The sequence below is a fragment of the bacterium genome (assembly GCA_021372775.1).
Lineage (GTDB): Bacteria > Acidobacteriota > Polarisedimenticolia > J045 > J045 > JAJFTU01.
In genome coordinates this window covers 43,447-60,694 of record JAJFTU010000402.1, presented here as the reverse complement: position 1 = coordinate 60,694, position 17,248 = coordinate 43,447, and the positions used below count along the sequence as shown (strand labels likewise).

The following is a 17,248-nucleotide window of genomic DNA, read 5'->3' as shown; positions in this document are numbered from 1 at the left end:
AGGCGGTCGCACTCTTGGAGCTCGAGAAGCGCGCCGCGTCGCCGTTCTTCCGCTACTTCCCGAACGGCGGACCGCTCTCGCGCGAGTTCTACCCGAAGCACATCGCGCTCATGGACGCCGGCGCCGACTTCCGCGAGCGCGTGTTCCTCGCCGCGAACCGCGTCGGCAAGACAGACACCGGCTGCTACGAGCTCGTCTGCCACCTGACCGGCCTCTACCCGGAGTGGTGGACGGGCCGGCGCTTCCCGGGCCCGATTCGCGCGTGGGCGGCCGGCGACACCGGCAAGACGGTCCGCGACATCATCCAGTCGACGCTGCTCGGGCCGAAGGACAACCCGAACAAGCGGATGCTGCCCGAGCACCTGGTCATCGGCAAGCCGAAGCTGAAGGCTGGCATCCCGGACGCGGTGGAGACGATCGAAGTCAGGCACGCCTCCGGCGGCACGTCGGTGTGTGTGCTCAAGTCCTACGACCAGCGCCGCGAGGCGTTCCAGGGCACGAGCCAGCACTTCATCCTGCTCGACGAAGAGCCGCCCGAGGACATCCATACCGAGTGCCTGCTGCGGACGATGGACACGCCGGACATGCTCGGCGGCGGCCTGATGCTGCTGACGTTCACCCCCTTGCAGGGCATGACGCCGCTCATCCTGCAACTGCTGCCGGGCGGCGCGATCGACTCGCTCGAGACCGCGAACGACAGCGTCTCGGTGATTCAGGCGTCGTGGGACGACGCTCCACACCTCTCGCCGCAGGCCCGCGCCGAGCTCTGGGCCTCCATCCCGCCCTACCAGCGCGACGCGCGCAGCAAGGGCATCCCGCAGCTCGGGAGTGGCGCGGTCTACCAGGTGGCCGAGAGCGAGATCACGGTGGCCGACTTCCAGATCCCGAAGCATTGGAAGCGGTGTTTCAGCATGGACGCGGGCGGCGGCGCGAAGCCCACGGCGGCGACCTGGTTCGCCGAGGACCCCGAGAGCCACGTCTGGTATCTCTACTCGGTTCACAAGGGCAACTCGGCCGAGCCCGTCGTGCACGCGAACGCCATCAAGGCGCGCGGCTCCTGGATTCCGGGCGTCGGCGACTGCGCGGCGCTCATCATGCTCGAGCACGACGCGGCACAGCTCATTTCGACGTATCAGAGCCTCGGCCTCGACCTCGAACTGCCCGACAAGGCCGTCGAGACCGGCGTCTACGACGTTTGGACGATGCTCTCGGCCGGCCTGCTCAAGGTGTTCGCGTCGTGCAAAGCGTTCTTCGAGGAGTACCGGCTCTACCGGCGCGACGAGAAGGGCCGGATCGTGAAGCAGAACGATCACGTGATGGACGCGACGCGCTACGGCGTGCACTCCGGCCTGGCGCGCGCGAAGGTTCAGCCCGTGCCGCCGAAGCCCGAGGTAGTGACGGCCTTCCCGGACCGGGACGGCCTGTCGTGGATGGCGTGAGTCGACAACCAGAAGGAGCGCAGCGATGAAGAAGAGCGAGACCGTCACCGGCACCGCGCCGTCCATGCCCGGGAAGCCGGCCAAGCGGAAGCCGGAGTGCACCATCAAGGCCGCCGACAACGGCGGGATCATCGTCGAGATCCCGGCGGACAACAGCGGCAACGGACCGTGGAAGGAGCCGACGCGGAACGTCTACGCCAGCTACGCCGAGGCGGAGCCGGCCGTGCGCAAGGTGTTCGGAGCGACGAAGAAGTCCTAACCAGCCGCCTGACCGGTGGCACCTGATGGAGGGTGATTCAATGCCAGTCCGCTGCAAGTTCGTCTGCATCTCGAAGCGCGAGTACAAAGACTACTCGTCCCCGGCGCTGGTCTACGACTACGAGTTCAACGCCGTCACTGGCGGTCAGAACTCGTCCGAGGAGAACAAGACGTTCTGGAAGTACACGCCAAGCGGCAAGCTGAACGTGTCCACCGTCAACGACGGCAGCTTCGTCGTGGGCCAGGAGTACTACTTGGACATCTCGCCGGCCGTGTTCCCGGTCCCGGCGGTCTGACCGTGGGGTGGGCCTCGAGGTGTCACGCCGCCTCGCTCTGGCGCGCCGAGCGCAAGGCGTGGGCGCGTCGCATGACCGTTGAACTGCTGTGGCCGATCGCCAAGATGCTCGGCGTCCTGCTCTTGGCGATCGTGCTGCTGCCCATCCGGCTCGCCGGCATGGCGTGGGGCCTGGCCGGGCGAGCGTTCAGGAGGCCCGATGCCGCTCAAGAAGGGCACGTCGCAGAAGGTCGTCAGCCAGAACATCAGTGAAATGATGGCCTCCGGCCACCCGCACAAGGTCGCCGTCGCCGCGGCGCTGCACACCGCTCACCCGCGCGGCGGGAAGGGCAAGCGGGGCAAGTGACCGCGCCGCCGTCGTTCATCCTCGGGCTGCGGGCTTGCGCTGTGTGCGGTTTCACGCACGTCAGCCTGTGGCGCACCACGCTCGATGGGCCGGTCGAGTGCCCGCGCTGCGGCGCGATGGCGGCCGAGCTCTCAGGGCCGGCGGTCTCCCTGCCGGCGAGTCACGAGTTGTGCCAAGTCGCGGCCATCCAGGATGCGTTTGTCGAGCGCCAGAAGCGGCGCATGAGGAACTGATGACCGAAGTCGACCCCCTGCTCACGCTCCGCGAAGTCGCCCTCATCAGCGACACGCCCGTGCGGACGCTGAAGAGCTGGACCGACGACCGGACGCCTGGCCTCTCGCATGAACACGTGGGCCGCGGACGGCACCGTCGGGTGCCCTTGTCGGCGGTGATGCAGTTCTTCGGCGTCCGCTCGCTCGACTTCGCGCGCCTGGTCCACGTCCTCGACCCCGAGCGCCTCGAGACCATTCGGACCGCCCTAAATCGATACCAATCGATACACGTCGATACCAAGTAGCACCAACTGGCCACGGTCGCCGGTCCCCTCCCGCTGAAGTTCGTCCATTGTGGCTTCTGCAGACGGTTGTTCTCCGATTCACAACCGCGAGGGAGGCCACTCCATGAAGCACGTCAGCACCAAAACCCCGAGCCGCGAGCCGGCGCCGTCCGGTCTCGCCGGGGCGAAGAAGGTCGCCGCCACCAAGCCCGAGTGCGCCAAGGGCAAGAAGTAGCCCGCGCCCCGCATGGCCGGCTCGACTCCTCCTCGTCGGCGTCGTTCGCCTTCCGCGCCAGCTCTACTGCCTGGCGCGGTGGGCGCGTCTGTCGAGGCGAGCATCCCCCTCGAGCCGGCTCAAGTCGGCGACATCCGGCAGGTCGCCGGCATCGTCAACACCAACCCCAACTCTGACCCCGCCAGCAACGCCAGTCAGTCCGCGCGGCTGTTCGTCCGCCAGGCGTTTCAACGCTGGCGCATGTCGGACACCTACGACAAGGACCTGCGGCGCGACCAGCGCGAGGACCTCGATTTCTTCTCCGGCAAGCAATGGCCCGACACGCTCAAGGCGCAGCGCGACAAGGACGGGCGGCCGTGCCTGACCATCAACCGCATCGCAGGGTACGCGCGCCAGATCGTGAACGAGTCCCGCGACGCGCGCCCCGGGATCGAGGTGGACGCGGTCGATAACGCGGCCGACGTCTACACGGCCGAGACCCTGCAAGGGCTCATCCAGCACGTTGAAAGCAACTCCGACGCCGACGTCGCCTACACCCGCGCGGTCCAGGCGCAGGCCCGCGTCGGCCGCGGCTGGTTCCGCATCCTGCCCGAGTACGCCAGCGACAACACGTTCGAGCAGGAACTGCGCATCAAGAGCGTCCGCAACTTCGCCACGGTGTACCCGGACCCGGTCTATCAGGAGCTCGACGGCTCCGACATGCGGTTCGCGTTCATCGTGGACGACCTCCCGTGCGACGAGTATGACGAGCTCTACGGCGAGTCGTCGCCGCGCGCGACCATCGCCGAGATGACTCGGAGCGGCGAGGTCCAGACCGACTGGATGCCGACCGGGCGCGTGCGCATCGCCGAGTACTACAGCTTCCGTCGGGTCAAAAAGACGCTCTGCCTGATGGAGAACGGCGAGTGCTTCGAGCAGGACGAGCTCGAGGACGCAGCCGGGCGCGTCGTCCAGCACCTCAAGGCCGATGGCGTCTCCCTCACGCCGAAGGAGGCTCGCACCGTCCAGGCCAAGCAACTGACCTGGTGCAAGATGAACGCGGTCACGATCCTCGAGGGCAACAAGGACCTCAGCGGACCGCGCGACATGCCCGGGCGCTGGATTCCGGTGTTCCCGGTCGTCGGCGAGGAAGTCGACCTGGACGGCCGCGTCGACTACAAGGGCATCACCCGCGACGCGAAAGACCCGCAGCGCATGGCGAACTACCAGAAGTCCGCCATGACCGAGAAGGTCGCGCTGCTGCCGAAGGCCCCCTACATCGCCGAGGAAGGCCAGCTCGAGGGCCACGAGAAAGATTGGGCAGCGGCCAACATTCGGAACCTGCCGGTCCTGAAATACAAGAAGGTCTCGATCGGCGGCAACACGCTCGTGCCGGCGCCGCAGCGCGCCGACTCGACCGCGCCGATTCAGGGCGAGATCCAGCTTTCGCTGCAGGCCGAGCAGGACCTGCGCGCCACCGCCGGCTTCTCGATCGACGTCGGGGCTCACGAGCAGCGGGCCGAGCAGAGCGGTCGGGCCATCCTCGCGCGCCAGCACCAGGGCGAGGTCGGCAACTCGCACTTCCAAGCGAATCTCGCTGTGGCCCTTCGGCACGCCGGCCGCGTGCTGCTGGACCTGTTCCCCTGGTACTACGACACGCCGCGCGTGAAGCGCATCCTCGGCCGTGACGGCAAGAGCCGGACGGTCATCGTGCACGCGGGCAACGCCACCGCGGCGAAGCAGATGCTCGAGCAGCAGAAGCAGACCGAGTCCGAGTTGAAGATCGTGGACTTGTCGGCTGGCCGCTACGACGTGCGCGTGAAGGCGGGCGTGTCCTACTCGTCACAGCGCCAGCAGGATCGCGAGCTGATGACGGCCATCCTTCAGGCCGACCCAACACAACTCGCCCGCATCGGTGACCTCTACTTCGACGACGCGGATACGCCCGTTGGTCGCAAGATCGCCGCGCGCTACCGGAAGGCGCTGCCGCCTGAACTCCGCGACGACGAGGAAGGCGGGCAGCCTGAACTGCCGCCGGGCGTCCTGCAGCAGATGCAGAAGGCGCAGAAGTTCATCGACCTGCAGGCGGCGCGCATCAACGAACTCACCGAAGCGATCCAGACGAAGGCGCTCGAGCTCAGCACGCGCGAGAAGATTGCCGCCATTCAGGCGACCGCGATGATCGTCGTGGCGCAGTCGAAGACCGCGAGCGCCGAGACCATCGCGCTGCTGCAGGGGCAGTTGCAGCAGATCCAGCACCTGACCGACATCGACCGCGCGCGCATCGAGGCCATCTCCGGTCTCGGCGCGCCGGCTTCACCTGGCGGGACTGGCGAGGACGGACAAGCGACTCGTCCTCCCGCTGCCGTGTCTCCCGGCGCGTCCGTTTCCTCGCCGGTCCTGCCGCCATCCGCCCCCGTACCTACCGGGCCTGTAGGGTCATTCGCGGGTGAACCCCCCGCGCAAGGAGTGTGACGTCATGGCGATTGTGCTCGAGACGACAACCGGGACTCAGGCGAACGTGGACGAGGCCCTTGGGCTGAAGCCCGAGACTCCGCCTGCGCCTGGCGAAGGTGGAGGCGGCAAGGCGGACGAACTCCCGAAGCCCGCCGATCCTCCGGCTGCGGCCCCTGCCGCCGCCGCGGCGACTCCGGCCGCCGGCGAGCCTGTCCCTGCCGCGCCGGCCGCCGGTGACGAAGGGGACGAGGGCGACGAAGACGAGGGCGGAGGCGAGCCCGAGCCTGGCACAGAACGCGAAGCGCGGTCCTCGAGGTCGAAGCTCCACACCATCAAGGTCCTCCGCCAACAGCGCCGAGAGGCCGAGTCCAAGGTGGCGACGCTCGAGGGCACCGTCGCCTCGCAGCAGCGGATTCTCGACGAGATCCTCAAGGGCCGCACACCGGCCCCCGGCGCCGCGGAGCCCGCGGCCGCGGCGCCGCCCGTTCCGACCGCGCCGGCGGCGCCGGTCGTGCCTGCCGACGACCCCGAACCGCAGGTCGACGACGAGAAGTTCACGAGTTACCAGGACTACGACAAGGCGCACGATGCGTGGCGCGACCGCCAGATGGAACGCCGCATCGACGCCAAGGTCGACGAACGCCTGAAGGCGATCGAAGCGAAGCGGTCCACCGAGACGGCCGCCGCCGAAGCCGGCCGCGTCCGGCAGGAGACCATCAAGACGTTCGCGACGGCACACCCGGACTACGACGAGGTCACGGTCAACAACCCCGACCTCATGAAGCAGATCACGGAACCGATGGGCGCGTGGATCTCGCACCCGCGGAACGCGATGGGACCGGCCGTCCTCTACCACCTCGGATCGCACCTGGACGAGGCCGCGCGCATCGCCGCGCTGCCGCCGTTCGAAGCGCACGAAGCGTTGGTCATGCTGTCTCAGCAGCTCAAGGGCAGCGCCGCACCGGCCGGGAAACCGGCCGCCCCGGGCGCCGCCACTTCCGCTGCGCCGGTGCCGAAGGCACCACAGCCGCCCACGCCGGTGCGGGGCTCGAGCGCGGCGCCGAGCGAGACGTTCGAAGAACGAGCGCAGCGGATTACGCCCGGATCGCCCGAGGCGGTCCAGTGGATGCACGACCGCAACAAGGAGGAACGGGACCGGCTGGCACGACGGTAAGGCACACAGGTCAACAGGCGTCTTCCTGCTGACGGCAGCACCTGCGGGGCCTTCGGGCCCCGCGTACCGGGACCTCCCGAGCTCGCCGTCTGCGTCATCGCTGAGACCACGACAGAGACGTTCACTGAACGGCTTTTTCACGAGGTTGCAGCGATGAACAAACTACTCACACTCGAGATCGTCACCCTGGAAGCACTCCGGGTGCTGACGAACAACCTGGTGTTCACGGGACTCGTGAACCGCCAGTACGACAGCATGTTCGGGCAGGAAGGCGCCAAGGTCGGGTCCATCGTCTACGCGCGCGTTCCCCCGAAGTACATCGTCCGCGAGGGCGACGCCATCCAGCTCCAGGCGACCACCGAGGACCGGGTCCCGATCAAGCTGACGCGCAAGTTCGGGATCGACATCAGCTTCTCCGAGACCGACCGCCTGCTCTCGCTGAACAACTACAGCGACAACATCCTGCGGCCCATCCTGGCGAAGATCGGCAACAAGATCGACCTCGAGGGGCTGAAGCAGTACAAGAACATCTACAACGCGGTCGGCACCCTCGGCACCGTACCGAGCGGGTCCACGACACCGACCGCCAACATGACCTACCTGAAGGCGGGCGTGAAGCTCGCCAACATGGCCGCCCCGCAGGACGCCCTGCGGTCGATGGTGGTCACGCCGGACATGCAGGCCGAGCACGTGGGCAGCAACTTCGCGCTGCTCAACCCGGCCAACCTGATCTCCGAGTCGTTCCGCAACGGGCAGTACGCCGGCGCGGTCCTCGGATGGTCCGGCTGGCACATGGACCAGAACTGTGCGACCCACACCGAGGGCACGCGGACGGGGACCAACGGCACGACCTGGCAGATCAGCGGTGCGCAGACCGGCGCCAGCCTGCTCTGCAAGGGCTTCACGTCGGGCGACACCATCAACCAGGGCGACGTCTTCACGATCGGCACGCTGGCCGCCGGCACGGGTGTGCAGTCGGTCAATCCGGAATCGCTCGAAGCGACCGGCTACCTGCAGGACTTCGTGTGCACGGCGCCCTGCACGGCTGCGGCTGACGGCACGGTGACGATCCCGATCTCGCCGTCCATCATCACCTCCGGCGCCTACCAGACAGTCAACAAGGCCGCTCCGGCGGACGCGGTTCTGACCTTCAACAGCGCGTCCGCGAAGATCGGCCGTGTCGGGCTCGGCTTCCACCGCGATGCCTTCACGTTCGTCACCGCCAAGCTGAAGCTGCCGAAGGGTGTTCACGAAGCCGCCTATGCCGGAGACGACCAGACCGGCGTGGGCGTCCGGATGGTGACGGCCTACGACATCCGGTCGGACGAGATGATCACGCGCTTCGACGTGCTCTGCGACTGGACCACGCTCCGTGCGGAACTGGCCAGCCGTGTCCACTCGTGACGTCTAGCGTCACGCGGCCCTGAGCGGGGCCGATCGGTTCGCTGCAACGGATGTGGGGGCGGCTCGGGAGACCGGGCCGCCGCCCCTTTGAGAAGGGAACAGAATCATGGCTCTCACCAAAACCACGATCGCGGGGGCGATCGGCGCGACGGATGGCGCCGCCTCCGTCACCACGGCGGGGACGGTCGCGGTCGGAATGCTCGCGCGCATCGACGACGAGGCTGTCAAGGTCACGAAGGTGTCGGGCACGCGGGTCGAACTGGCCCGCGGACAGCAGGGCAAGATGGCGGTCGCGCACGATGTTCTCGCTCCGTTCGTCTACGGCACCGTGGACGACTGGAAGGACATCAACTTCGGGCCGTCGGCCGTCGCGCCGAGGCAGTACAGCTACGGGCAGGATGGCGCCGTCACGCCGAAGCCCGGCACGCACATCATCCGGAAGGCCACGGCTGCGGGCCTCACACTGGCCAACCCGTCGGTCGGCGAGAACGGGACGCAGCTCCACATCGTGAGCGCGACGGCCGCAGCGCACACGATCACCACCGACGGCTTCAACACCGAATCCACCTCGAGCGATGTCGCGACCTTCGGCGCGGCCATCGGCAACTTCGTGGACCTCGAGGCGATCGACGGTCGGTGGGTGGTGCTCGGTTCGAAGAACGTCACCCTCGGCTGACGCTCAGGTCCCTGATGCCTGAGACGGCGGTTGGTGTCATCGGCGTCCCGTGCGCGGAACAAGGACGATGGTCCGCGTTCTGGGGCTGTCTCTGCGACCTGGAACGGCCTGCCGGTTGGCGGGTCGTTCCGGGCCGCGGCTCGTCTGTCTCGCAGAATCGCAACCTCATCGTCCGGCGCGCGCTCGAGCTCGGCGCCGAGCACATCTTCTTCCTCGACGACGACTTGGTCTTTCAGCCGGACGTGCTCACGAAGATGCTGGAGCGTGGCGGGCAGTTCGATGCCGTTGTCGGGCTGAGTCTGCGCCGGATGCCGGAGTTCAAGCCGATCTGGTTCCACGCGAATCAGCCTCGGCTCGAGTGCATGATGCGGCTCGCTGACATCCCGACCGACGGCAGCCTCGTGCAACTCGCCGCCGCGACGTCGGGCGGGCTCCTGGTCAGAACCGACGTCTTCCGTCGTATCGACTCTCCTTGGTGGACGCTCGGCCAGTTCAAAGGCCGGGAAGACGAGTGGTGCGACGACCTCGATTTCTGCCGGAAGCTCTACGAGGCCGGCATCCCGCTCTACGGAGACCCCACCATTCGATTCGGCCACATCACCAATCTGGCCGTGTGGCCGACCGTGCACGGAGACGAGTGGTTGACGGCTCTGGCCCGCGGGCCGGAGGTGTTCGCCACGTTCAGGGAGGACGCGAAGTGAAGCACTTTCACGAGGAGATCCCTGGCTGGTTCGATTTCGAGGCCGTCTACGCCGCGCACGTGGCCGCCGCGCAGGACGGCGCGCGCTTCGTGGAGGTCGGCACGCTGTTCGGCAAGTCGGCCGCCTGCATGGGCGTCGAGATCCACAACGCGCACAAGGCGATCTGGTTCGACACGATCGACACGTTCGCGGGTCTGCGGCGCGACCTCATCGACGCGGCGGACCTGCATTGGTACGACCGGACGGTCGCCGAGCGCGGCGGCGTCAAGGAGGCGGCCGAGTACTTCTTGCGGCCCGTCGCCGGCGAAGTCCACATCCGCGTCGGCTCCAGCCTCGCGATGTCGGCGACCTACGCGGACTCGAGCCTCGACTTCGTCTTCCTGGATGACGACCACTCCGGTCCGCATGTCGCGGCCGAACTGCGCGCCTGGTGGCCGAAGGTCAAGGTCGGCGGCACGCTCGCCGGCCATGACATCAACTTCCCCGAGGTCGAACAGGCGGTCATGGGCTTCGTCGACTGGCTCACCCGGCTCGGTCAGCGCCTGATGGTGCAGCGCGCCGGCTCGGTCTGGGGCATCAAGAAGGACGACCAGAAGCCTCGCCAGGTCCAGGGCGCCCCGTACCCGTGCGTCCGCTACCACGCCGAGCACGGCGAGCGGTTGGTCAACACGGCCGAGGACGAGAAGCGACTCGGACCGGGATGGTCCAACAAGCCCGGCGGGGTCGTCGAACCCGGTCCGGCGCCGGAGGCGTCCCTCGCCAGCGAGCCGGCCGAAGCCCTCGACCTTGAACCGTCCGATCAGCCCGAGGTGGCCACCGGCCGCCGCGGCGGGAGAGGCGGCAAGAAGTGAAAGCCCTCGAGCTCATCACCGACACGCTCGATGAGATCGGTTGCCACGGCGGCGGACAACAGGTGAGCGATTCGGACGCCTACAAGGTTCTCCGCCGGTTCAACTCGATGCTCGACGCCTGGCGCACCCAGGAGTTGACCATCTACAACTACACCCGGACGCTCTTCACGTTCGTGGCGAACCAGGACGGCTACACGGTCGGACCGTCCTCGGTCACGCCCGCGCCCAACTTCGTGACGCCGACACGGCCGGTGTTCATCGACAAGGTCGCGGTCCAGTTCCCCGGCACGGTGACGCCGTTCGAGCGAGAACTCGACCCCTACACGAAGGCGCAGTGGCAGGAAGAGCGCATGAAACTCCTGCCCAACACGTTCCCCCGACGGTTCTACTACAACGCTGACGCGGCGGTCGGCACGCTCTACTTCTGGCCCGTACCAACCGACGTGACGATCCGGCCGGTGTTGTACCTGCCGGCTCCGCTTGGCAGCGTGCCCTCGCTGGTGACCGAGCTGACCCTGCCACCCGGGTACGAGAAGGCTATTCGGTTGAACCTCGCCGTCGAGTGCTGCCGCCCCTTCGGCCGGCCGGTCGACGGGCAACTGAAACAGGACGCAGCCGATGCGCTGGCCGACATCAAGCGGTCGAACATTCACAGCGAGCCGGTCCGCGTCGACGTCGCGCTGCTGAATCGACCCGACCGGTTCGACATCTTCACGGGAGACTGACCGATGCGCCTGCCTGGCTTCATCGGCCCCTCGAATCCGTCCCGCTCAGGGCACGTCAGCCTCGAGCGGACGATCAACCTCTACCCGGAGGTTGTGGACGGAGGGAGCGGACCGAGCGAGCCCATCATGCGCGGCCGACCTGCCGTGACGCCCTACACGTGCCTACCGGGCGGGCCGGTGCGGGCGCTGTGGAGCGAGGACGGCCGGTGCTTCGGGGTCGGCGGCGACCGCTTCTACGAGGTGCTGGCGAACCGCACGAGCATCGCCCGCGGCGTCATGGCGCCAGACGCCAACCCGGCGACCATCAGCAGCAACGGCACCGCCGGCTATCAGGTCCTCACGACGTCAGGCGGAAGGGGCTACCGCTTTGACCTGCGGCACAACCGGTTCGCGCAGATCACCGACCCGGACTTGCCCAGGCCGCTCACGATGGCGGCGTTCGTCGACGGGTACTTCGTCGGGCTGCGGGGCAATACGCGCCAGTTCAAGATTTCCTCGCTCGAGAACGGAACCTCGTGGGACGGCCTCGACCTCGGCGAGGTCTCGACGTCGTCGGACAACCTTCGGGCGATGGTGGTCCTTCAGCGCCAACTCTGGTTGATGGGCTCGAAGAACACGACCGTCTGGTACAACAACGGCGCGTCGAATTTCCCGTTCGCGCCCTACGGCGGCGCCCAGATCGAGCACGGCATCCTCGCCCCGTGGTCGGCGGTGGTGCTCGACAACACGATCTACTACATCGGGCAAGACGCCCACGGACGCGGCCAGGTCTGGCGGATGAACGGCTACACGCCCGTTGTCGTCTCGACCCACGCGGTCCAGCACCAACTCGGCAAGTCTGCTCGCCTCGCCGAGGCCGTGGCGTGGGCGATGGAGTACGAAAAGCACCTCTGGTACGCGCTCTACGTCCCCGACCTGCCGACCACCTGGCTCTTCGATGTCTCGACAAACGCCTGGATGGAGTGGGGCGTGTGGGACCCCGACCGGGCGAACTGGCGGCCGTTCCCGGCGCGCTGCCACACCTGCTTCAACGGGCAGCACCTGGTGGGCGATCCGTCAACGGGCGCGATCTACGCGGTGGACCTCGAGGTGGCCGAGGACACGCTCGTGGAGGCGGCGTAATGGCGAGAATCCCTCCGCTCTCCGCGCCGCTGGTCGACGATCGACGCTTCGTGATGCGTGGCCCGTGGTCGGACTTCTTTCAGCCAGAACCGATCGAGTGGATAGACCGCGGGCCGGTGGGATCGGCGGCGGTCGTGGACTGGTCGCGAGGGCGCAAACAGATCGTCACGCTGACCGCGTCCTGCGCCGTCGCCATTCGGAATGGTGAGGACGGGGGGCAGTATCTGCTCGCCGTCCGGTCCGGCAGCGGGGGATTCGCGGTGACCTGGCCGGCGTCCGTGGCCTGGCCTGGCGGGGTCGCGCCGACGGTCACGCTGACCCCCGGCAAGTGCGACCTCGTCCGGATGACCTACTGCGAGGCGCTCGGCGTCTGGTTCTCGGAAATCGTGCAGGGGTACGCCGAGTAGAGGCGAACGATGTCCACCACCATTTACGATTACGACGGCTTCGACGACTACACGAGCCCGGCGCGCGAACACGCGCGTGTCATCGGCACGCCGACGACCGTCACCGGTGGCCGCTTTGGCGGCCGGCGCCTGCTGTGCCAGGCCGCCACCGCGATGGGCGACTACGTCTCGCGCTTCGCGCGGTCGGGCGGGACACCCACGCTCGCCGCGAGGTGCGTCGTCCAGGTGACGAACCAACTGGCTCGCGCGATCTACCTCTTCGACTTCCAGAACGGGGACGGCGGCCACGTCTCAATTCGCCTCAACCCGGACGGCTCGCTCTCGGCCCTCCGTGACGCCGCGGCGTCCGGATACGACTTCTCGCAGGGTGGTGTCGGCGCGACCGTGCTTGGCACGTCAGAGGCGGGGGTCGTTGGTGCGACCGCCGTGTCGCTGCAGGCCGTGGTCACGATTCATGCGACAGCCGGGACGATCGACGTCTACGTGAACGACACGAACGTCCTGCAGCTCACCGGCCTCAACACCCAGAACGGCGCGACGGCAAGCATCACGCACCTGGTCTACGGCTGCGGGTACTGCGGGCCCGCCGCGACGGCCGTCTACTTCGATGATCTGATTCTGGCCTCGGACGTCGTCGGGGACTACCGCGTGGATAGCCACTTCCCGACCGGGGATTCTCTCGACAACAACTTCGGGACGCCCGTCGGGGGCTCGGGCACGGACCACTACACCCGGGTCAACGAGTCGCCGGAACCAGACGACCTGACCACCTACGTGGTCCTGTCCGGTGTTGGCGACCGGGAAACCTACGGCCACGACGTATTGAAGAACGCGGGCGCGCCGATCGTGGATGTCATGGCCGTGCTGGACGCCCGTATCGAGGCGGCCGGGTGGGGCTCGGTCGCCGCCTCGGTGCAGGTGGCCGACGATCATTTCGACTCGTCCGCCCAGGGACTCAGCACCAGCATCCAGCGATTCCGGCCGCGGTTCACTGTGAACCCGGCGACGGATCTCGCATGGACCGAGGCCGAGTTCAACGCGATGGAAGCGGGCGCGGTGAAGACGTACTAAGTCATGGCCTCGCAGGCGATTGACCTCACGCGCGTTGCGGTGCGGACCCTCACGGGCGACGGGATCACTGCGCCCGTCGGCGTCACGAGAGTCAGTCTGCGCAGCCTGACCGGATCGGGAGAGTCGGCGGCCGTGGCGCTCACGCGCGTGGTGCTCCGCACGCTGACGCCCGTCATCGCGGCGACGCCCGGGGTTGTGCCGACCGGCGTGCACTACCGCTACTTCACCCGGCCGATCCGGTGCGTGCGGCAGACCACGTACTTCTCGGCCGATCAGACGTGGATCTTCGTGAACTGGCTGCAGGTCCACCTCGAACTCGGACCGACGGCGCCAGGGCGCGAAGACCCCACGCCGGTGTTCACGCTGGAAGTCTCGAAGGACCACGGGAAGACGTGGGGCGCGCCGCTGATTGTCACGATGGCCGACAGCGACGACTTCCTACGTCAGCCGATGTGGCGCGCGCTCGGTCGCGCGCGCGAGTGGGTGTTCCGGTTCACGTTCGAAGGGCCGCGGGCGATCACGCTGCTCGGGGCGTTCATCGACGCGATGCCAGGGATTCCGGGGTACTGAGGTGGCGCTGACCAGCCGCGAATTGCCCGTGGACGAGTGGGACCGCCTCGCGGGGTCCTCGATCGGTCCCTTGCTCGACGCGCTCAGGACGCATCCCGAGCGCGTGCGTCTGCCGGTGGTCGAGGTCGATGGGCGAATCGTGGCGCAGTGGGCTGCGGTCCTGCAACTGCACGCGGAGGGGATCGAGGTCGATCCGGAGTTCCAGGCGGACCCGGTTGTGCCGGTTCGCCTCTGGTTGGCGATGCGCAGAGCGGTCAAGGCGTTCGGGTACGAGCGCGTGTGGACCGGCGCCGACAACTTGAAGATCCGAGAATTGCTGATTCGGTGCGGCGGCGTTCCCATCGCTGCGGAATCGTTCGTGCTTCCGATCGTGAGGTAGCTATGCCGGTTGCCCCCTTCCTGCCAGCCATCATCGGTCCCGCCGGGTCCGTCGGCGGAGCGGCCATCGCGGCGCACTCCGCCGGCGAGGCGGCTGACATTCAGCAGAAATCCGCGAGTGACGCGCTGGCGCTCCAGCGCGAGATGTTCACCACGCGCCGGGCCGACCTCCAGCCGTGGGTGACGTCTGGGAACCAGGCGAATCAGACGCTCTCGGCGCTCATGGGCTTCCGGCCGGCGCCGGCGGCGAAGCAGATCACGGACGGTGGCACGTCGACGACGCGGGCCCCGAGACCCGGCCCGTTCATGGACACCATGCGGTCGACGCGTACCGTCGCCAGGCAGAACGGCGGAGAGCCGGCCGACATCGAGATGGTCCTGTTGCGGGCGCCTGACGGCAGCCAGCAGGCCGTGCCGCGGCGCGTCGCGAGCCACTACGTCGCCAAGGGCGCGACGCTCGTTCAGTAGGGGGCCTTATGTCGTGGTTCGATGACAACGCGCCGGTCGGAGTGAACGGGCCGCAGTACACCGTGGGCGGCCAGCCCCCGACCCTGACCGAGACGCCGACGACGCCGCCGGCCATCGACACGGGCGGCGACTTCGTTCCAGGCACCTTCACGGGCGGCGGGCAGTTCCCGCTCGCGTCGGTGATGGCCAGCGGCCTGATGCAGCCGTGGACGACGCCCTTCGTGGCGCCGACGGCTGAACAGGCCCGGAAGGACCCGGGATTCCAGTTCAGCTTCGACGAAGGCATCAAGGCGCTGCAGCGGTCCGCCGCGGCCGGCGGCACGCTGCTGACCGGCGGCGCGATGAAGGACCTGACGAAGTGGGCGCAGGACTACGCCGACACGAAGTACAACGAGGTCTACGGCCGCGCGAAGGACCAGTACGGGACCGCCTTCAGCACATTCGAGAACAACCAGAACAAACAGTTCCAGCGCCTGATGGCGCTATCGGGCCAGGGCCAGTCGGCCGCGGCGGGGCAGGCGGCGGCCGCGGGAGACTTCGGCAACGACGGATCGGACCTCATCACGGGCGCGGGCAACGCGGGGGCGGCCGGCGTGGTCGGGGCCGGGAACGCCTGGGGGAGCGGCCTCGCTGGCGCGGGCATGAGCATCGCCGACGCCGCGCTGATGAAGTACTGGCAGAACCAGGGCCTCGCGCCGAACACGGGCAGCAGCTACGTTCGGAACGACGTCAACAACGTCGAGAGTCGGATCTTCGGCCGCTGATCGCGCCAGGAGCCAGTTATGGGCATCGACCCCAACATTCCGCTTGCGGCTCGGGCGCCGCAGGCGCCGAACGTCCTCCAGAAACTCGGGGACGTGATGGCGTTGAAGGACCGTCAGCTCGAGACACAGGCTCGCGTGCAGGCCGCTGGCGACGACGCGGCGCTCCGCGAGGCGATGGCGCAGCACCCGGACGACCCGGAAGCCGTGTCGAACACGCTGCAGCAATCGGGTCACGGCGCGGCCGCACTCCGCTTCGAGTCTGCCATCGCCGCGCAGCGCAAGACGCACCTCGACACGCTCAAGGCCGAGAACGACGTCTACCGGCAGCAGCTCGAGCAGGGCCTGCAGGTGGTTCAGGGCGTCAAGGACCAGGGCACGCTCACCGCGGCGAAGGGCTACCTCCAGAAGTACGAGCCGCGCCTGGCCGCCATGCTTCCTGACGTGTGGGACGAGCCCGACGCGAGCGGTCAGTCGAAAGCGCGGCAGGCCGTGGACTTCCTCCGTGGCATCGGCATGAAGGCGTCGGAGTACACCACCTGGCAGAACGAGATGCTGACGCATCTCGAAAAGCGGCCGAAGACCGAACAGGACTGGCTGGCGTTGTCCGGTCAGATCATGTCCGGCGCGAAGACGCCGGAGTTGTGGAGCACCTACCGAGGCATCCTGAGAGCGCAGGGGGCGCCACAGACGGTGTTGGCGCTGGTGCCCGAGCAGTACGACGAGAAGGCGCCCGACCGGATGGCCACGCTCGCCATGACGCCGGAAGAGCGGCGCCGCCTGGCTGACACGGCGGAGTCCAGGGCCGAGCAGAAGCGGCACAACCTCGAACTCGAGCGGCAGAGTCAGGAACGCAACGACCGGCTCGGCGGTCAGGCTGGACTCTCCGAGGCCCAGAAGGGCGCGGCGCTCCGCTTCCGCGACGCGCGCATCGACAAGCTGAAGGCCGCCTACAAGTGGGACGGCGACTCGAGGAAGTGGGTCGGGAAGGGTGAAGAGATCGACGACGACGAGTTCCAGGGCCGCCTGCTCGAGATCGAGAACAGCTATCGGGCACAGACCAACCAGGAGACCGTCGGGTCGCTCGCTGAGGCCGGCTGGAAGGTCAAGGGCGTGAACACGCCGGCGTGGGAGCCTCCGTCGCAGAACGCTGGCGCCAAGCCGACGGCATCGATGCCAGCAGCCGCGAACACGTCGACCACGACGGCCAGCCCGCAGAAGGCGCGCCTCGAGCAACAGATTCGCGCGCTGGCGGACCAGGTCAAGGGTGAGCGGGACCCCGCGAAACAGGCGGCGCTCAAGGTTCAGGGACAGCAGTTGCTCGCTCAGTACGACGCGCTGAGGTAGCTAATGGAACCCGAGACCGCCGATCCCGTTCGTGACGCCCGCGCGACTCTTGGGGCGCCGACCGACCCCGCCGACCGATACGCGGCGG

21 protein-coding genes are annotated in these 17,248 nt (G+C 67.9%); 20 read left to right on the top strand and 1 reads right to left on the bottom strand.

The window, feature by feature from the left end; translation table 11 throughout:
• From LLG88_13765 to LLG88_13755, 3 genes are all read left to right on the top strand, one after another.
• A partial coding sequence (locus tag LLG88_13765) for a terminase large subunit (GenBank protein ID MCE5247974.1) occupies positions 1-1,439 on the top strand: 1,439 nt, incomplete at its 5' end.
• A gap of 25 nt (positions 1,440-1,464) precedes the next feature.
• Positions 1,465-1,698 (top strand): hypothetical protein, encoded by a 234-nt coding sequence (locus LLG88_13760; protein ID MCE5247973.1) that lies wholly within the window; start codon positions 1,465-1,467, stop codon positions 1,696-1,698.
• 40 nt (positions 1,699-1,738) lie between these two features.
• Complete coding sequence (locus LLG88_13755; protein ID MCE5247972.1) at positions 1,739-1,993, top strand: hypothetical protein; 255 nt, start codon at positions 1,739-1,741, stop codon at positions 1,991-1,993.
• Positions 1,994-2,015: 22 nt separating this feature from the next.
• Here the strand turns inward: LLG88_13755 and LLG88_13750 are convergent, their stop codons facing one another.
• Positions 2,016-2,153 (bottom strand): hypothetical protein, encoded by a 138-nt coding sequence (locus tag LLG88_13750; GenBank protein MCE5247971.1) that lies wholly within the window; start codon positions 2,151-2,153, stop codon positions 2,016-2,018.
• A 38-nt stretch (positions 2,154-2,191) separates the two neighbouring features.
• Here LLG88_13750 and LLG88_13745 point away from each other — a divergent pair, with 38 nt between their 5' ends.
• The 17 genes from LLG88_13745 to LLG88_13665 all read left to right on the top strand — a co-directional run bounded on the left by LLG88_13745 (position 2,192) and on the right by LLG88_13665 (position 17,160).
• The gene (locus LLG88_13745) at positions 2,192-2,338 is read left to right on the top strand and encodes a hypothetical protein (protein ID MCE5247970.1); all 147 of its coding nucleotides are present in this window, start codon (positions 2,192-2,194) and stop codon (positions 2,336-2,338) included.
• 232 nt (positions 2,339-2,570) lie between these two features.
• Positions 2,571-2,855, top strand: a complete 285-nt coding sequence (locus tag LLG88_13740) for a helix-turn-helix domain-containing protein (protein MCE5247969.1) — start codon at positions 2,571-2,573, stop codon at positions 2,853-2,855.
• A gap of 292 nt (positions 2,856-3,147) precedes the next feature.
• On the top strand, positions 3,148-5,523 hold the full coding sequence (locus LLG88_13735) for a hypothetical protein (protein ID MCE5247968.1): 2,376 nt from the start codon (positions 3,148-3,150) through the stop codon (positions 5,521-5,523).
• Between the two features lie 4 nt (positions 5,524-5,527).
• On the top strand, positions 5,528-6,679 hold the full coding sequence (locus LLG88_13730; GenBank protein ID MCE5247967.1) for a hypothetical protein: 1,152 nt from the start codon (positions 5,528-5,530) through the stop codon (positions 6,677-6,679).
• A gap of 153 nt (positions 6,680-6,832) precedes the next feature.
• Complete coding sequence (locus LLG88_13725; protein MCE5247966.1) at positions 6,833-8,083, top strand: hypothetical protein; 1,251 nt, start codon at positions 6,833-6,835, stop codon at positions 8,081-8,083.
• A 106-nt stretch (positions 8,084-8,189) separates the two neighbouring features.
• Positions 8,190-8,759, top strand: coding sequence for a hypothetical protein (locus tag LLG88_13720; protein MCE5247965.1), 570 nt, complete (start codon positions 8,190-8,192; stop codon positions 8,757-8,759).
• 14 nt (positions 8,760-8,773) lie between these two features.
• Entirely contained in the window at positions 8,774-9,460 is a 687-nt protein-coding gene (locus LLG88_13715; protein MCE5247964.1) for a hypothetical protein, read from the top strand.
• Positions 9,457-10,311, top strand: coding sequence for a class I SAM-dependent methyltransferase (locus LLG88_13710; protein MCE5247963.1), 855 nt, complete (start codon positions 9,457-9,459; stop codon positions 10,309-10,311). The genes LLG88_13715 and LLG88_13710 overlap by 4 nt, the downstream gene beginning before the upstream one ends.
• On the top strand, positions 10,308-11,036 hold the full coding sequence (locus tag LLG88_13705) for a hypothetical protein (protein ID MCE5247962.1): 729 nt from the start codon (positions 10,308-10,310) through the stop codon (positions 11,034-11,036). Before LLG88_13710 ends, LLG88_13705 begins: the two co-directional genes overlap by 4 nt.
• 276 nt (positions 11,037-11,312) lie before the next feature.
• On the top strand, positions 11,313-12,158 hold the full coding sequence (locus LLG88_13700; protein MCE5247961.1) for a hypothetical protein: 846 nt from the start codon (positions 11,313-11,315) through the stop codon (positions 12,156-12,158).
• Positions 12,158-12,565 (top strand): hypothetical protein, encoded by a 408-nt coding sequence (locus LLG88_13695; GenBank protein ID MCE5247960.1) that lies wholly within the window; start codon positions 12,158-12,160, stop codon positions 12,563-12,565. The genes LLG88_13700 and LLG88_13695 overlap by 1 nt, the downstream gene beginning before the upstream one ends.
• A gap of 9 nt (positions 12,566-12,574) precedes the next feature.
• The gene (locus LLG88_13690; protein MCE5247959.1) at positions 12,575-13,636 is read left to right on the top strand and encodes a hypothetical protein; all 1,062 of its coding nucleotides are present in this window, start codon (positions 12,575-12,577) and stop codon (positions 13,634-13,636) included.
• A gap of 3 nt (positions 13,637-13,639) precedes the next feature.
• Positions 13,640-14,206, top strand: a complete 567-nt coding sequence (locus LLG88_13685) for a hypothetical protein (protein ID MCE5247958.1) — start codon at positions 13,640-13,642, stop codon at positions 14,204-14,206.
• A gap of 1 nt (position 14,207) precedes the next feature.
• Entirely contained in the window at positions 14,208-14,585 is a 378-nt protein-coding gene (locus LLG88_13680) for a hypothetical protein (protein ID MCE5247957.1), read from the top strand.
• Positions 14,586-14,587: 2 nt separating this feature from the next.
• Entirely contained in the window at positions 14,588-15,052 is a 465-nt protein-coding gene (locus LLG88_13675) for a hypothetical protein (GenBank protein MCE5247956.1), read from the top strand.
• A 41-nt stretch (positions 15,053-15,093) separates the two neighbouring features.
• The gene (locus tag LLG88_13670) at positions 15,094-15,816 is read left to right on the top strand and encodes a hypothetical protein (protein ID MCE5247955.1); all 723 of its coding nucleotides are present in this window, start codon (positions 15,094-15,096) and stop codon (positions 15,814-15,816) included.
• 18 nt (positions 15,817-15,834) lie between these two features.
• Positions 15,835-17,160 carry a hypothetical protein gene (locus LLG88_13665; GenBank protein MCE5247954.1) on the top strand — a complete coding sequence of 442 codons (1,326 nt, stop codon included), beginning with the start codon at positions 15,835-15,837 and terminating at the stop codon, positions 17,158-17,160.
• The last annotated feature ends 88 nt before the right edge of the window (positions 17,161-17,248 follow it).

Bases quoted from the DNA above. Each gene is read 5' to 3' on its own strand.
- LLG88_13665 (MCE5247954.1), top strand. From the start codon at position 15,835: ATGGGCATCGACCCCAACATTCCGCTTGCGGCTCGGGCGCCGCAGGCG.
- LLG88_13730 (MCE5247967.1), top strand. From the start codon at position 5,528: ATGGCGATTGTGCTCGAGACGACAACCGGGACTCAGGCGAACGTGGAC.
- LLG88_13675 (MCE5247956.1), top strand. From the start codon at position 14,588: ATGCCGGTTGCCCCCTTCCTGCCAGCCATCATCGGTCCCGCCGGGTCC.
- LLG88_13700 (MCE5247961.1), top strand. From the start codon at position 11,313: ATGGCGCCAGACGCCAACCCGGCGACCATCAGCAGCAACGGCACCGCC.
- LLG88_13715 (MCE5247964.1), top strand. From the start codon at position 8,774: ATGCCTGAGACGGCGGTTGGTGTCATCGGCGTCCCGTGCGCGGAACAA.
- LLG88_13745 (MCE5247970.1), top strand. From the start codon at position 2,192: ATGCCGCTCAAGAAGGGCACGTCGCAGAAGGTCGTCAGCCAGAACATC.
- LLG88_13720 (MCE5247965.1), top strand. From the start codon at position 8,190: ATGGCTCTCACCAAAACCACGATCGCGGGGGCGATCGGCGCGACGGAT.
- LLG88_13690 (MCE5247959.1), top strand. From the start codon at position 12,575: ATGTCCACCACCATTTACGATTACGACGGCTTCGACGACTACACGAGC.
- LLG88_13755 (MCE5247972.1), top strand. From the start codon at position 1,739: ATGCCAGTCCGCTGCAAGTTCGTCTGCATCTCGAAGCGCGAGTACAAA.
- LLG88_13740 (MCE5247969.1), top strand. From the start codon at position 2,571: ATGACCGAAGTCGACCCCCTGCTCACGCTCCGCGAAGTCGCCCTCATC.
- LLG88_13725 (MCE5247966.1), top strand. From the start codon at position 6,833: ATGAACAAACTACTCACACTCGAGATCGTCACCCTGGAAGCACTCCGG.
- LLG88_13750 (MCE5247971.1), bottom strand. From the start codon at position 2,153: ATGCCGGCGAGCCGGATGGGCAGCAGCACGATCGCCAAGAGCAGGACG.
- LLG88_13685 (MCE5247958.1), top strand. From the start codon at position 13,640: ATGGCCTCGCAGGCGATTGACCTCACGCGCGTTGCGGTGCGGACCCTC.
- LLG88_13760 (MCE5247973.1), top strand. From the start codon at position 1,465: ATGAAGAAGAGCGAGACCGTCACCGGCACCGCGCCGTCCATGCCCGGG.
- LLG88_13695 (MCE5247960.1), top strand. From the start codon at position 12,158: ATGGCGAGAATCCCTCCGCTCTCCGCGCCGCTGGTCGACGATCGACGC.